This is a genomic window from Alterinioella sp. (assembly GCF_058343375.1).
Window position 1 is genome coordinate 26117 of sequence record NZ_JBTUJH010000001.1, and the last position, 14345, is coordinate 40461.

Genomic DNA, 14345 nt, shown 5'->3' on the forward strand with positions numbered 1-14345 from the left:
CTGGCCCTGAGAATATCGGGGCAGGATCACCGCCGCCGGTTGCGCCGCCCGGCCCGCAAGGACCCCACCGGGATCAACACCAGCGCCGCCGCCGCCCCGATGATGGCATCCAGGCCCGGCGATCCAAACGAGAGGCGGAACATTACCCGGATCATGAACAGAAGGATCACCGCCCCCAGCGCGATGATCACAGATGGGAGGATGCCGTTTCGGGTAATGCCCCAGCGCTCGAACAGCACCCCGATGGTGGCCCCGATCATCAGCGATCCGAAAAACGCGAAAAAGCCCATCAACCGCCTCCCAATATGGTGCCGGGCGCGATCGGCGTGCCGCGCAGAAAACTTTCTGCATCCTGACGCCCGCGCCCCTCGGCCTGCACCTCATCAACCTGCACCGCTCCGTCGCCACAGGCAAGGGTCAGCCCGTCCAGAACCATGCCCGGCGCGCCCTGCCCCGCCACCACACGCGATGACAGCAGTTTCAGCCGCTTGCCGGCATGGGTGGTCCAGGCTCCGGGGGCGGGCGACAGCCCCCTGATCTGGCGGTCGATCACCTGCGCGGGCGCGCTCCAGTCGATCCGCGCCTCCGCCTTGTCGATCTTATGGGCATAGGTCACGCCCTCTTGCGGTTGCGGTTCGGGCACCAGATCGTCCAATCGGGCCAGCGCATCGACAATCGCGGCCGCGCCCAGCGCGCTCAGCCGGTCATGCAGTTGCGCGGTCGTCTCCTGCGCCCCGATCGGCGTTCGGACCCGCAGCAGCACCGGCCCGGTATCGAGCCCTGCCTCCATCGCCATGATGCAAATTCCGGTCTCTGCATCGCCCGCCATGATGGCGCGATGAATTGGGGCGGCCCCGCGCCAGCGCGGCAACAGGCTGGCATGGATATTGAGGCAGCCGCGCGCGGGCGCATCCAGCACCGCCTGCGGCAGGATCAGACCATAGGCCACCACCACCGCGACCTCTGCCTTCAATGCCGCAAACTCGGCCTGGGCCTGTGGTGTTTTCAGCGTGACGGGATGGCGCACGGGCAGGCCAAGCGCCTCGGCCCGCGCCTGCACCGGCGTTGCCCGGTCTTTCTTGCCGCGCCCGGCGGGGCGCGGCGGCTGGCAATAGACGGCGGCAATGTCATGGCCAGCCCCCACCAGCGCATCCAGCACCGGCACCGAGAATTCGGGGCTTCCCATGAAGATCAGTCTCACCGCGCAACGCTCCCGTGATTTGGGTTCTGCCATAGGGTTTATATCAGCCGTGGCAGCTGCACCATGGGGGTGGCAAGCGGGCCGGGCCGCCCCCGATATCGGCCGCCCTCAACGCCGCTTGCGCGCCTTGTTCAGCAACATGTCGCGGCGGGTCTTGCTGAGGCGGTCGAAATACATGCGACCGGCAAGATGGTCGATCTGATGCTGCACCGAGGTGGCCCAGAGGCCGACAAAATCCTTTTGGGCCGCCTGTCCGGTCTCATCGAGATAGGCCACGGTGACGGCGCGGGGCCGGGCAATGAGGGCCGAGAACCCGGGCAGGTTCGGGCTGGCCTCCTCATGTGAGCGAAATTCGACCGAGGCGTGCAGAACCACCGGATTGGCCATCTTGACCGCCTTGCCGCGCGCCTCCGAGGCATCGACAACCGCCAGCGCCAGCATCACCCCGATCTGCGGAGCGGCCAGCCCCACGCCCGGCATCGCATCCATTGTCTCGACCATATCGGCCCAGATGGCACGGGTCGCGTCCGTCACCTCAGCCACCGGCGCGGCGGCGCGGCGCAGGCGTTTGTCGGGCCACATGACAAAGGGTCTGACGGGCATGATCTGTCTCCGGTCGGATGCGGTCTGCATCGGGGATGGTGCACTCATTTGCGGGGCAGATCCCGCCCCCCCTGGGCCATGACGACCATTCACTCCCGCGCCAGCTCCCGCTTCAGCTTGATCATCTTGCGGGTGATCATCTGGCGTTTCAGCGGTTTGAGGTAATCAATGAAAAGCTTGCCGTTCAGATGGTCGATCTCATGCTGCACGCAGGTGGCCCAGAGATTGGTGAACACCTCCCGCTGCGCGCGGCCATCGGGGTCCATCCACGCAACCTCGACCTCGGCCGGGCGGGTCACTTCGGCATAGACCTCCGGGATCGACAGGCAGCCCTCATCATAGGTGCTGGTCTCGTCCGACACGGCCAGAACCTCGGGGTTGAACATCGCCAGCGGGCGCGCTGCCGCGCCTTCTTCCTTGACGCAATCGACCACAATCAGCCGGAGCATCGCGCCAACCTGCGGCGCGGCCAGACCGATGCCCGGCGCGTCATACATGGTTTCCAGCATGTCAGCGGCCAACGCGCGCAGATCATCCGACATGTCGGGCACGGGCGGCACCGCTTTTTTCAGGCGCGGGTCGGGATGGATCAGGATCGAACGTAACATGGGGGGTGATTTAGGCCATCATCGCGGCACTCGCAACGCCCCTTGCACCCGGATAGGAAAGCGATAGCTTGGCGCGCGTCACTTTCACCGGAATGGGCCCCACATGGATTTCAACAAGATAATCGACCGCCGCGGCACGGATTGCAGCAAATGGGACAATATGGAGGCGCTCTTCGGTGTCTCGCCCACAGACGGGCTGGCGATGTGGACAGCCGATTCCGACTTCGCCACCGCGCCTTGCGTGATCGAGGCCGTGCGGGCCGCCGCCGATCACGGCATATTCGGCTATCAGGGTCCGCTCGACAGCTATCATGACGCGATAATCTGGTGGATGGCGAACCGCCATGGCTGGCAGATCGACCCCGATTGGATCCTGACCACACAGGGGCTTGGCAACGCCATCGCCCTTTGCCTCGATGTCTATACCGATCCCGGCGACCGGGTGGTGATCTTCACCCCTGTCTACCATGAATTTACCGCCAAGATCGCCAAGGCGGGCCGTGAAACGATCGAAATGCCGCTGGCGCGCCAGGGCGACATTTATGATATCGACCTGGCGGATGCGCAAAGCCGCCTGGACGGGTCCGAAAAGCTGCTGATCTGGTGTTCGCCGCAAAACCCCTCGGGCCGGATCTGGACCCGCGACGAATTGCGCGCAGTGGCCGAATTTGCCGAGAAAAATGATCTCATCCTGATCTCGGACGAAGTGCATCACGATTTCATCTACCCGGGCGGAAATTTCGTGCCGATGGATGTCGCCGCCCCCGGGATGCGCCATCGCACGATATCGCTGACGGCGGCCTCAAAGACCTTCAACATCGCCGGCATGAAAACCGGCAACATGATCATCCCCGACCCCGATCTGCGCGCGGCCATGGCCCGGCGGCTGAGTTCGCTGGATTATTCGCCCAATATTCTGGGCCTCAAGATGGTGATCGCCGCCTACAGCCCGCAAGGCGCGGCCTGGGTCGATGAACAGATTGCGCATCTGATTGGCAATCGGCAGGTGTTTGATGCCGGCATCAACGCGATACCGGGCCTGCGGTCGCTGCCGCTGCAATCGACCTATCTGGCCTGGGTGGATTTCGCGGGCACCGGCATGACCCATGAGGAGGTCACTGCCCGCATCCGCGACATCGCCAGGATCGCCGTCAGCCCCGGCCCCGATTTCGGCCCGGGCGGCGAAGGGTTCCAGCGCTTCAATCTCGCCATGCCGCGCGAAATGGTCGAAGACGCGGTGGCGCGGATGACACGGGCGTTCGGCGACTTGCAGTAGCGTTGGAATTTTCTTCTGGAAGAAAATTCGCCACCGAAGAATTTTCTGGAAAATTCTTCCCGCCGATAGCGCGGTTCCCGAAATTTTGGCGGTCAGAACCCGCCTGCCACCTGTCGGTCATATTCGGCCGCATCGAACCAGCCTTTGGAGGCCGTGACCTTGCCATCCTCGGTCAGGTCCCATTCCTCCCATCCGCCGACACGCACGAAATGTTTGGTCTCGGCGTGGTGGCCTTCCAGCGTCCAGATAAAAATCGCATGATCGCCCCCGGCGCGGCATAGGTCGCATTTCACGATCAGATCGGGAAATTCGGCGTAGAACCCGGCGGCCATTTCCGTGATCGCGGCGCGCCCTTTCAGGATGTCGCCCCGGTTGATCTGGATCTGCCCGTCCTCGGCATAGAAAGAGGCGACGGCGGCCGGGTCTTGTGAGCTCCAGGCGGCGGACTATGCCGCGGCCAGTTTTTCCAGTGCCTCTTGTTAAACACTCATCACTAATCTCCCTCACGATGCAAAGATTGGAACGTGATGCCTGTCGCCTGCCCGGTCAAGCCCTGTCAGCCCGTCCTTTCGGCCCGGTTGCCGCGCCATTCCCGGTCCGGCGTCGCGTATGCACAGCTTGTGCACGGGGTGTGCACGCAAAATGCATAGCTGAATTTGGGGAAATGCCCATCTTGCCGCAGCGCAGCACTTGCATGGGGCGACGCAATATCCTAACCATCCCGGTAACCGATACGTAATATCCTTGCTCAAAGGCCGCGCGACATGTCTTTCCGTCTGCAACCCCCCGCCCCCGCCCGCCCGAACCGCTGCCAGCTTTTCGGCCCCGGCTCCAACACCCGGCTTTTCCCCAAGATGGCGGCAAGCGCTGCCGATGTGATCAATCTCGATCTGGAAGACAGCGTGGCCCCCTCCGACAAGGATCAGGCCCGCGCCAATGTCATTCAGGCGATCACTGATCATGATTGGGGAATCAAGACCCTATCGGTGCGGATCAACAGCCTCGATACGCCCTACTGGTATCGGGATGTGGTGGACTTGCTGGAACAATCCTCAGACAGGCTTGATCAGATCATGATCCCGAAAGTTGGCTGCGCCGAGGATGTCTATGCTGTAGACGCGCTGATCACGGCGATCGAATCGGCCAAGGGGCGCACCAGGCGGATCAGCCTCGAGGTCATCATCGAATCCGCCGCCGGGCTGGCGCATGTCGAAGCCATCGCCGCCGCCTCGCCCCGGCTTCAGGCCATGAGCCTGGGCGCGGCCGATTTTGCCGCTTCGATGGGAATGCAGACCACCGGCATCGGTGGAACACAGGAAAATTACTATATGCTGCACGGGGATACTCGCCATTACAGCGACCCCTGGCATTGGGCGCAAACCGCCATTGTCGCGGCCTGCCGGACGCATGGCTTGCTGCCGGTCGACGGGCCTTTCGGCGATTTTTCGGATGATGAGGGATACCGCGCGCAGGCCCGCCGGTCGGCCACCTTGGGCATGGTCGGCAAATGGGCCATCCATCCCAAACAGATTGCATTGGCCAACGAGGTTTTCACCCCCTCCGAGGCGGCCGTGGCCGAGGCGCGCGAAATCCTTGCCGCGATGGAGGTGGCCAAGGAAAACGGCGAAGGTGCCACAGTATACAAGGGCCGGCTGGTCGATATCGCGTCGATCAAGCAGGCCGAGGTCATCGTGGCACAATCCGATCTGATCGCGGGATAGGCCGCTCTGAAACCGGCACCCATTCATTCGACCAATACCGGCGGAGTCAGTCGGGCGGCTGAACATGGCATGATCGACCGGCGCATTCGCATTGCAATTGCCGCGCGGCAAAGCCATATAAGCCCGGCCCTGACCCGTGCCCGGAGCCCCATGCGATGACCAATTATCTCGACTTTGAAAAACCGCTTGCCGAGATCGAGGGCAAGGCCGAGGAACTGCGCGCGCTGGCGCGCGGCAATGCCGAGATGGATATCGAGGATGAGGCCAGGGCGCTGGACAAAAAGGCCGCGGATCTGCTGGCCGAGATTTACAACACCCTGACACCCTGGCGCAAATGCCAGGTCGCACGGCATCCCGACCGGCCACATTGCCGCGACTATATCGAGGCCCTGTTCACCGAATACACAGCCCTGGCGGGGGACCGGAATTTTGCCGACGACCACGCCGTCATGGGCGGGCTGGCGCGGTTCAATGACCGCCCCGTGGTGGTTATCGGCCATGAAAAAGGTCACGATACCAGAACCCGGATCGAACGTAATTTCGGCATGGCCCGGCCCGAAGGCTATCGCAAGGCCGTGCGTCTGATGGATCTGGCCAGCCGGTTCAGCCTGCCGGTCATCACGCTGGTCGACACGCCCGGTGCCTATCCCGGCAAAGGGGCCGAGGAACGCGGCCAGTCCGAGGCGATTGCGCGCGCCACCGAGAAATGCCTGCAGATCGGTGTGCCGCTGGTTTCAGTGGTGATCGGCGAAGGTGGGTCGGGCGGCGCGGTGGCCTTTGCCACGGCAGACAAGCTCGCCATGTTGGAGCATTCCATCTATTCCGTGATCAGCCCCGAAGGCTGCGCCTCGATCCTCTGGAAAGACGGGGCCAAGATGCGCGAAGCCGCCGAAGCCCTTCGCCTGACGGCCCAGGATCTGGCGAAACTGGGCGTGGTCGATCACATCATCGAGGAACCGCGTGGTGGGGCGCAGCGCGACAAGGCGGCGACCATCGCCGCCGTCGGCGCGGCACTTGAGATGCTGTTGGGCCAGATGGACGGGCTGGCTGGCGCAGATCTGATCGCGGCGCGGCGCAAGAAATTCATCGATATGGGGTCGAAAGGGCTGGCGGCCTGACCGGCCCATGGGCCTTACCACATCCGGGCCCTGGCGTGTTCCGCATAGCCTGAATCATAGCTGTCGGCATCGAATCCGGCCTGCATTTCCCTGACAAACTGACCAGCCGTTGGCAGCCCGACGGCGTCGCCTTCACGGGTCCAGAGGGCTGATCGCATCAGAGCCTTGGCGCATTGGAAATAAACCTCATCCGTGCGGATCACGATCACCGATCCGGGGTGTTTGCCGCGCTGCTCAAACTGGCCGGTGGCACCGGCATCGGCGCTCAGCCGCGCCTGCCCGTTCACCCGCACCACATTATTGCTGCCCGGGACCATGAACATCACCGCGATGCGGCCATCGCGCACGATATTGCGCAGCGTGTCGATGCGGTTATTGCCGCGCCAGTCAGGCAGCCAAAGCGTGCGGTCATCGACGATCCGAACCACCGGGCCATCATCGCCACGCGGGCTGCCATCGGTGCCTTCGGGGCCAACAGTGCTGAGCACGCAAAACCGCGCGGCGGAAATCCAGGCCCGGTATAGTGGCGTCAGAACCGGTGTCACCTTGGTCAGCGAGGCCGGCACGGGCGCGCCATAAAGCGCCTCCAATGCTGCGATAGTGTCAATGAATTTCACCGTCTACTCCACGCTGAACCCGGCCTCGGCCATCAACCGGTTCGAGGCCGCTTCGATCGCCGCCTCCAGATCGGCCATGAACGCTTTTGTCGGTCGCCCCGGTTCAATCACCGGCAGAAATTCCACCACTGCCATTCCCGGATCACGCCGGATGCCATGGCGCGGCCAGAACACGCCGACATTGGTGGCGGCCGGAACGCAAGGTTCGCCGGTCTGTTCATAAAGCACGCCGGTCCCGATCTTGTAGGCCCGCGTCACGCCGGGGGCGACGCGGGTGCCTTGCGGATAGATGATCAGCTGGCCGGGTTCCTGGGTGCCCGCGGCGACGCCTTCGACCATCTGCCTGATCGCCTGCGCCCGCTTGCCCCTGTCAACCGCCACACAGCCGATGCGCATGGCATAATAGCCCAGAACCGGGGCCCATTTCAGCGAGGCCTTCATGATGAATTTCGGTCGCGGCACCACCGATACAATCATGATGATGTCAAAAAAGCTTTGATGTTTTGCGGCAATCAGCACATTGCCGGTCGGCACCTCGCCCCGGATTTCCGACTTCAGGCCAACCATCCAGCCCGCCGTCCAGCGCACCCACCGGCAATAGCTGTGCACGCCCGCAAAGGCCCCGCGCCGGTCGGCAATGGCCCAAGGCAGGAAAAACAGCCCCATCAACCCCATCATCAGATACATCTGGCCGATGAACAGCAACGAACGGACCCACTGGATCATGGCAGCGTCCTCAAGGTGCGAAACGCAGCGGCCCGGGTGGCCCAGAAGGCGATGAACGCGGCCAGAAACGGCACGGTCAGCGGCCAGAGCCAGTGCCATCCGGCAAAGCCGAGACCGGTCAGAAACCCGCCTTCGTCCGAGGCGCTCGGCAGGAATGCAATGGCGATCATCCCGGCCGCAGCCCCCATCGCCGCCCCCGACAATGCGCGCATCGTAAAGCGGCGCACAAAGGCGCGGGCGATATAGACATCGCGCGCGCCGACCAGCCGCAGGACACGGATCACCCGGACATTGGAGGCCAGCGCCGATTGCGCCGCCAGCGTGATCATCGCCGCCGTCGAGGCCAGGATCAGAGCCAGCGAGACCCAGCCAAGAACACGCAACCGCCCCGCCGCGCGCACCAGCGGGCGGCGCCATCTGGCGTGGTCAACCAACACCGCGCCGGGGGCTTCTGCCGCAAGACGCTGGCGCAAGCCTTCTGCGTCATAGCCTTCTGCCGTTTCGATCACTTCCACCAATCGCGGGATCGGCAGATCCTCAAGCGGCAGGTCGGGGCCAAACCAGGGTTCCAGCAGGGCGCGCTGTTCCTCGTCGGTCAAGGCGCGGGCCGAGGCGACGCCGGGGGTCTGTTCCAACACGCCCAGAGCCACCCATGTCTGTGCCTCCATTTCCGACAGCGGGGCCGAGATGCGGATGGTGGAGGAACGCGCCAATGCCTCGGACCAGCGATCCGCAAGGCGCCCGGCCGCCAGCGACAGCGCCAGCGCAAAGACCGCAAGAAAGGCCATGGCGGCCGAGGTGAACAGCGTCAGACGAACGGAATGGCCGCGTTTGGGCACCACACGATCGGCCTGCGCATCGCCCTGCGCCAGATCCGAAATTCGGGTCAGAAAGCTCATAGATCCGCCCCCGCCAGTTGCAACTGCCCCTTGGCGATGCGCAAGACACGCGCCGATACCTGCGCCTTGGCCGCCCGGATCAGCGCCAGATCATGCGTGGCGACAAGGATGGTCTTGCCCATGCGGTTCAGCTCGACCAGCAATTGCAGCAGCCGCAGCGACATCTCCCAATCGACATTGCCGGTGGGTTCATCGGCCAGAAGAATCTCGGGGTCGGTGATCACGGCGCGCGCGAGGGCCGCGCGCTGGCGTTCGCCGCCCGACAATTCCGGCGGCAATGCATCGCGGCGGTCCGACAAACCGACCCAGCCCATCAGTTCCTCGAGATTGCCCGCTTCGGCCGGTCCGGCGCGGTCGGTGACAGTCAGCGGCAGGGCGATGTTTTCGGACAGGGGCAGATGGTCCAGAAACTCGCAATCCTGATGCACGACACCCATCCGCTGGCGGGCCTCGGCGATCTGGTCGCGGGTCATGGTGGCAGTATCCTGCCCAAACAGCGAAACCTGCCCCGCGCTGGCCGTCAGATCGGCGTAGCAAAGCTTCAGAAAGGTGGTTTTGCCCGACCCCGAAGGCCCGGTCAGAAAATGGAATGACCCCGGCATCAGCCGCAGGCTCATATCCGACAATAAAGTGGTGCTGCCATATCCATAGGCAACCTCGGCCAGATCAATCACACGCTGCCCCTATCCCGCGATACTGGCACTGTCATGCCTCAGTCTGTCCGGTCTTGCAATCGCTGCCCCAAGCAATGGCTTGGAAAGCGGCGGGCCGATTGCTACTGTTCTCGCAAACAAGAGGTAGAGCGGCCGCGCATCCTGCGGTCAAACGGGGTTTTTTCGATGCGCCTGACATGTCCCAATTGCAGCGCCCGCTATGAGGTGGATGACAGCCTGGTTCCGCCCGAAGGCCGGGATGTGCAATGTTCCAACTGCGCGACAACCTGGTTTCAGCCCGGCAACCGGGCCCGAATCGAGGTGCCGCAAAGCGACAGATCCGAGGAAGCCCGCGCCGAACCCACCAGCGCGGAGCTTTCCGGCAAAGGACCGGTGCGCCGCGATCTCGATCCGGCCATCCGTGACCTGTTGCGCGAAGAACGCGAGCGCGAAGAGACCCTGCGCCGTGGCGGTGTCGCGGGCGGCATCGAGGCGCAGGAGGAAATGGCGTTGCACGACCCCGCCACGGATGGCCGCGCCCCCGAGCCAGAGGCAGGTAAAGACGAGGCGGATACCGAAACGCTGGCCGCGCTCAGGGCCGCGACGGCGATTGGCACAGCGGCGGCCGCACCCCCGTCCGGGCGCGATCTTTTGCCCGATATCGAAGAGATCAATTCGACTCTGCGCGCCACCACCGACCGCAATGCGCGTGAGATGGACAGTTCGGACATTGACACGATCGAGGCGATCCCGCGCCGCAGGCGGGGGTTTCGGCTTGGGTTCATCGTGATTGTTGTATTGGGCGCCCTCGCGGTCGCGGCCTATATTTTTGCGCCCGAGATTTCCGAGGCCGTCCCACAGGCGGGATCGATGCTGGAAACCTATGTGGGTCAGGTCGATACCTTCCGGTTCTGGCTGGATGATCTGGTGCAGGGATTGGCCGAACGGCTGAGCAGCTCCACTGGCGAACGATTATAAGGGCTGATCCCGGGTCGCAGGGCACCCGCCGCACTGATACCGAAACCGTCTAACGGGGGCCGGTCGCGAACCGGTCCAGCAGGCGGCGCAGATAATCCAGTTCGATATCGGGCCGGCTTTGATCTGCAGATCTGCGGCGCAGCTCATCCAGCAATTCGCGGGCCCGGCGGAAGGCCTCCTCGCGTTCCTCGAAGCTTTGATCCGAGCCGAGCGAGCCGGAATTTCCGGCCTGCCGCCCGAGCGGATCCTGCAACGGGCGTTCGCCCTGCATATTGCCCTCGGCCTGGCCCTGGCCCTGATCCTCGCCCTGATTGGCTTCGGCCAAAGCGGTGCCCAGTTCCTCCATGCCTTCGCGCAGCGCTTCCATCGCCTCCGACTGGCTGTCGAGCGCCTCGGCCAGGTCGCCGCGTTCAAGTTCATTGATTGCATCGCGCATGGCGCGGCCGGCTTCTTCCAGACGCCGCAAAGCCTCTTCGCCGCCTTCGGTGCCGCGACCGGGCAGGTTCTGGGCCTGTTCGCGCAGCTGTTCACGCAGCGCACGCTGACGTTCCGCAAGACTGCCCTGATCGTTTTCACCGCCCTGGGCATTGCCCTGCTGGTTGCCTTCGGGGGTCTGCCCATTCGGGGCAGGCGCGTTCGGGTTGAACCGTTCCTGCAAATCTCTGAAGGATTCGTCTGCCAGCCCCTGCTGATCGCGCAGGGTGTTCTGCAGGCCTTCCATCGCCTCCTGGCCAGGGCTGCGCGGGCCATTGGGATCGTTTCCGCCCTGCGTCATCTGCATGTTTTCCATCATCTGACGCAGCGCATCCAGCATCTCCTGCGCTTCGGCCATGCGGCCCTGCTGCATCAATTCCTCGATCCGGCGCATCATCTCTTCCAGATCGGCGCGGCTGATATTCATCGTCTCGCCGGATCGGTCGGGTTCGTCGGTGCCGCGCGGCTCGGCATTATCGGCCAATTCCTGCATGTAGTCATCCATCGCCTCACGCAATTCCTGCATGAGCTGCGCAATCTCTTCGTCACTGGCCCCCTGGCGCATGGCCTCTTCCAGCCGGTCCTGCGCCCGGCGCAGGCGGGCAATCGCATCGGCGATATCGCCTTCCTCGATCACAAGTGCTGCGTTCCACAGGATCTCGGCCACCTGATCGCGGGTTTCCAGCGACACGTCATCCGCCGCGCTTTCCAACCGCCGGATCGCGCTGCGCACCATCAGATAGGCGGTTTCATCCTCAAACAGGTCCTCGGCCCGATAGCTGATGGCGCGCAAAAGCTGCGCCACCCGGGTGGCATTTTCGCGCGACCAAAGCAGATCGCGGCGCATCTCAACCAGGGCATTGGCCAGCGGATCGAAAAACCGACGCCCCGGCAGGCGATCAATCTCGACCACGGTTTCGCCGATCTGGCCTGCGTCATCCACAACCGTCAGGGTCAGGCGCACCGGCAGGTTGGCAAAGGGGTGTTGCGACAGATCCTCGACCAGAATTTCCGAGAAATCCGCGCGGCTGCCCGAGAATGGCAAAGGCAGATCCAGCGACAGCGGTTCGCGGCGTTCGGGGTCCACGCTCAGGCCATAGCGCCGGTCGGCCCGATCCGGGTTCAGGGCAATCAGCACCCGACCGCCGGCGATACCGTAATCATCCTGCGCCGCATAGGTTATCTGCACCGACCCCGGCGGCACACCTGACAGCGGCTCGGCCAGCACCACATTGGGCGACTGATCCTGCAGCATGGTAATGCGCCAACTGCGGTCATTGGCCCCTGTGATGGTCAGATCACCGGTCTGGCGCAGGGTGAATTGTTGCGACAACTGCGCCGGATCACGCGGGGTGGTTTCGGTTTCCAGAGATTGGGTAACCGCGATGTCACCCGGCTCACCATACATGCGCAGGGTAATGCGCGACCCTGCCGGGGCCTCAAACGTCTCGGCCAGAATATCATTGAGGTAAAGCGACGGCATCCCGGTATAAAGCGGCGGCTCGACCCAGCCTTCCCAACTGGGACCGCCCGAAGCTGTCTGCTGCACCCCGGCCAGGGCATCGCCCACTTCGGTCACTTTCCAGATTGTGCCAAACAGCAGCGCCATGGCAAAGCCGGTGACCACCAGAAAGCGCAGCCCGAAAGGGTCGCGGTCGGTCACCCGCAGATCGGGCAGCGGTGCGCGGGCGGCGGCTGTGCGGGCCGCCATGCGGGCCAGATGCACCTGCCAGACGCTCAGGGCACCGGGGTCATGCGCGCCGATCGCCGGATGGTCGATCAGGGCCGAAATCGGGCGTCCCGGCAATGTGCTGTCCAACCGGTGCAGCGCCTCGGTCCGGGTCGGCATGCGGAACCGTTTGACGCCTGAGACAAGCGCCCAGATCTGGGCCAGCAGGGTGACAATGATCACCGCCCAGACGGCGCGCGGGGCCAGAATCTCGGCCAGGCCAAACGCAAAGCCCGCAAACACGGCCAACAGGATCGTCCAGACCGGCCAGAAGGCGCGCACGAACCGTTCTGCCATCATGCCCAACCGGGTCAGGCGCAGGGGCCAGGCCAGATCGGCCAATGCGGCCGTTTTGGGGGATATCTGTTCGGTCATGCGACCCTTCGCTATTGCGGTGCGGCTAAAGCCACTCTGGCACGATATCGCGGTTTATGATCTCGTCAAATGTCGGACGGGCCCGGATGACGGCGAAGTGATCACCCTTGACCAGAACCTCAGGGATCAGCGGGCGGGTGTTATATTCCGACGACATCACCGCACCATAGGCCCCGGCAGACCGAAAGGCCACCAGATCGCGCGCCTGCATCGGCGGCATATGGCGCGCTTTGGCAAATGTATCGCCGCTTTCGCAGACCGGGCCGACAATATCAAAGGGCTGGCGTTCGACCCCCGGAGCCGGTTCCACCACCGGATCAATATCGTGATAGGCCCCATACATCGAGGGCCGGATGAGATCGTTCATCGCCGCATCAACGATCAGGAAATCGCGGCCCTCGCCCTGTTTGACATAAATCACCCGCGAGACCAGCAGCCCGGCATTGCCCGCGATCAGGCGGCCCGGTTCAATCTCGACCTCGACCCCCAGATCACCGACGCATTTCTTGATCAGCGCCCCGTATTCGATGGGAAGCGGCGGCGCGGAATTTGACCGCGCATAGGGAATGCCCAGACCCCCGCCCAGATCCAGACGCCGGATATCATGGCCTTCGGCGCGCAGGGTGCGGGTCAGTTCGGCGACTTTCAGATAGGCCTGTTCGAACGGCTTCAGATCAACCAGCTGGCTGCCGATATGAACGTCGATGCCGACAACCTTCAGCCCCGGCAGATCGGCGGCCTTGGCATAGACCTCGACCGCGCGGGCGATCGGGATGCCGAATTTGTTCTCGGATTTTCCGGTGGCGATCTTTTCATGCGTGCGGGCATCGACATCGGGGTTTATCCGGATCGTGATCGGCGCGATCCTGCCCATGGCGGTCGCGACCTGCGACAGCATCACCATCTCGGGTTCGCTTTCGATATTGAACTGGCGCACACCGCCCGCCAGCGCCATCTCCATCTCGGTGCGGGTCTTGCCGATACCTGAAAAAACGATGCGCTCGCCGGGGCAGCCGGCGGCAATCGCACGGGCATATTCGCCGCCCGAAACCACATCCATGCCGGCCCCCAGATTGGTCAGCACTTTCAGAATCGCCTGATTGGAATTGGCTTTCATCGCGTAGCAGACGGTATTTTCCAACCCGTCCAGCGCTTGCTTGAACAAAAAGTAATGCCGCTCCAGCGTGGCGGTGGAATAGACATAGAACGGCGTGCCGACATCGGCCGCAATCTCGGCCAGCGGCACATCTTCGGCATGCAACATGCCGTCACGATAAAGAAAATGATCCATGTCGAGGCTCCGCGAGATGTTCCTGCGCCGGTGTGGCGGATCGGCGGGCGAAATTCAATCACCTCTGCGGGCGGGA

General features: G+C 63.6%; 14 protein-coding genes and 1 pseudogene. 4 read left to right on the top strand and 11 right to left on the bottom strand.

The genetic code is table 11. The features are described from left to right. Nucleotides 1-26: 26 nt before the first annotated feature. From ACW8PS_RS00170 to def (ACW8PS_RS00185), 4 genes are all read right to left on the bottom strand, one after another. The gene (locus tag ACW8PS_RS00170) at nt 27-290 is read right to left on the bottom strand and encodes a hypothetical protein (protein WP_491525226.1); all 264 of its coding nucleotides are present in this window, start codon (nt 288-290) and stop codon (nt 27-29) included. Continuing rightward, a complete protein-coding gene (gene fmt, locus ACW8PS_RS00175; RefSeq protein WP_491525227.1) occupies nt 290-1201 on the bottom strand; it encodes a methionyl-tRNA formyltransferase in 912 nt (303 codons plus the stop codon). Before fmt ends, ACW8PS_RS00170 begins: the two co-directional genes overlap by 1 nt. Before the next feature lie 108 nt (nt 1202-1309). Then, nucleotides 1310-1804, bottom strand: coding sequence for a peptide deformylase (gene def, locus ACW8PS_RS00180; protein ID WP_491525228.1), 495 nt, complete (start codon nt 1802-1804; stop codon nt 1310-1312). A gap of 89 nt (nt 1805-1893) precedes the next feature. Next, on the bottom strand, nt 1894-2412 hold the full coding sequence (gene def, locus ACW8PS_RS00185; protein WP_491525229.1) for a peptide deformylase: 519 nt from the start codon (nt 2410-2412) through the stop codon (nt 1894-1896). Between the two features lie 103 nt (nt 2413-2515). Here def (ACW8PS_RS00185) and ACW8PS_RS00190 point away from each other — a divergent pair, with 103 nt between their 5' ends. After that, nucleotides 2516-3688, top strand: coding sequence for a MalY/PatB family protein (locus ACW8PS_RS00190; protein ID WP_491525230.1), 1173 nt, complete (start codon nt 2516-2518; stop codon nt 3686-3688). 92 nt (nt 3689-3780) lie between these two features. Here ACW8PS_RS00190 and ACW8PS_RS00195 read toward each other — a convergent pair. Next, a pseudogene (locus ACW8PS_RS00195) lies at nt 3781-4119 on the bottom strand (DUF1348 family protein); the annotation flags it as partial. A 333-nt stretch (nt 4120-4452) separates the two neighbouring features. Between ACW8PS_RS00195 and ACW8PS_RS00200 the strand changes: the two are divergent. Then, nucleotides 4453-5409 (top strand): L-malyl-CoA/beta-methylmalyl-CoA lyase, encoded by a 957-nt coding sequence (locus tag ACW8PS_RS00200; protein WP_491525231.1) that lies wholly within the window; start codon nt 4453-4455, stop codon nt 5407-5409. A 155-nt stretch (nt 5410-5564) separates the two neighbouring features. Then, a complete protein-coding gene (locus ACW8PS_RS00205) occupies nt 5565-6527 on the top strand; it encodes an acetyl-CoA carboxylase carboxyltransferase subunit alpha (RefSeq protein ID WP_491525232.1) in 963 nt (320 codons plus the stop codon). Between the two features lie 14 nt (nt 6528-6541). Here ACW8PS_RS00205 and ACW8PS_RS00210 read toward each other — a convergent pair whose 3' ends face one another. From ACW8PS_RS00210 to ACW8PS_RS00225, 4 genes are read right to left on the bottom strand one after another with little or no spacing between them, the layout of a single operon-like run. Continuing rightward, on the bottom strand, nt 6542-7144 hold the full coding sequence (locus ACW8PS_RS00210; protein ID WP_491525233.1) for a pyridoxamine 5'-phosphate oxidase family protein: 603 nt from the start codon (nt 7142-7144) through the stop codon (nt 6542-6544). Between the two features lie 3 nt (nt 7145-7147). Then, nucleotides 7148-7870: a lysophospholipid acyltransferase family protein gene (locus tag ACW8PS_RS00215; RefSeq protein WP_491525234.1), complete on the bottom strand. Its 723-nt coding sequence runs from the start codon at nt 7868-7870 to the stop codon at nt 7148-7150. Continuing rightward, nucleotides 7867-8769, bottom strand: a complete 903-nt coding sequence (locus ACW8PS_RS00220; protein WP_491525235.1) for a cell division protein FtsX — start codon at nt 8767-8769, stop codon at nt 7867-7869. The genes ACW8PS_RS00215 and ACW8PS_RS00220 overlap by 4 nt, the downstream gene beginning before the upstream one ends. Next, nucleotides 8766-9443 (bottom strand): cell division ATP-binding protein FtsE, encoded by a 678-nt coding sequence (locus ACW8PS_RS00225; protein ID WP_491525236.1) that lies wholly within the window; start codon nt 9441-9443, stop codon nt 8766-8768. The genes ACW8PS_RS00220 and ACW8PS_RS00225 overlap by 4 nt, the downstream gene beginning before the upstream one ends. A 165-nt stretch (nt 9444-9608) precedes the next feature. Here ACW8PS_RS00225 and ACW8PS_RS00230 point away from each other — a divergent pair, with 165 nt between their 5' ends. Next, nucleotides 9609-10400: a zinc-ribbon domain-containing protein gene (locus tag ACW8PS_RS00230; protein WP_491525237.1), complete on the top strand. Its 792-nt coding sequence runs from the start codon at nt 9609-9611 to the stop codon at nt 10398-10400. 49 nt (nt 10401-10449) lie between these two features. Here ACW8PS_RS00230 and ACW8PS_RS00235 read toward each other — a convergent pair whose 3' ends face one another. Then, nucleotides 10450-12978, bottom strand: a complete 2529-nt coding sequence (locus ACW8PS_RS00235) for a TIGR02302 family protein (protein ID WP_491525238.1) — start codon at nt 12976-12978, stop codon at nt 10450-10452. Between the two features lie 25 nt (nt 12979-13003). After that, nucleotides 13004-14269 carry a diaminopimelate decarboxylase gene (gene lysA / locus ACW8PS_RS00240; RefSeq protein ID WP_491525239.1) on the bottom strand — a complete coding sequence of 422 codons (1266 nt, stop codon included), beginning with the start codon at nt 14267-14269 and terminating at the stop codon, nt 13004-13006. Nucleotides 14270-14345 lie beyond the last annotated feature (76 nt).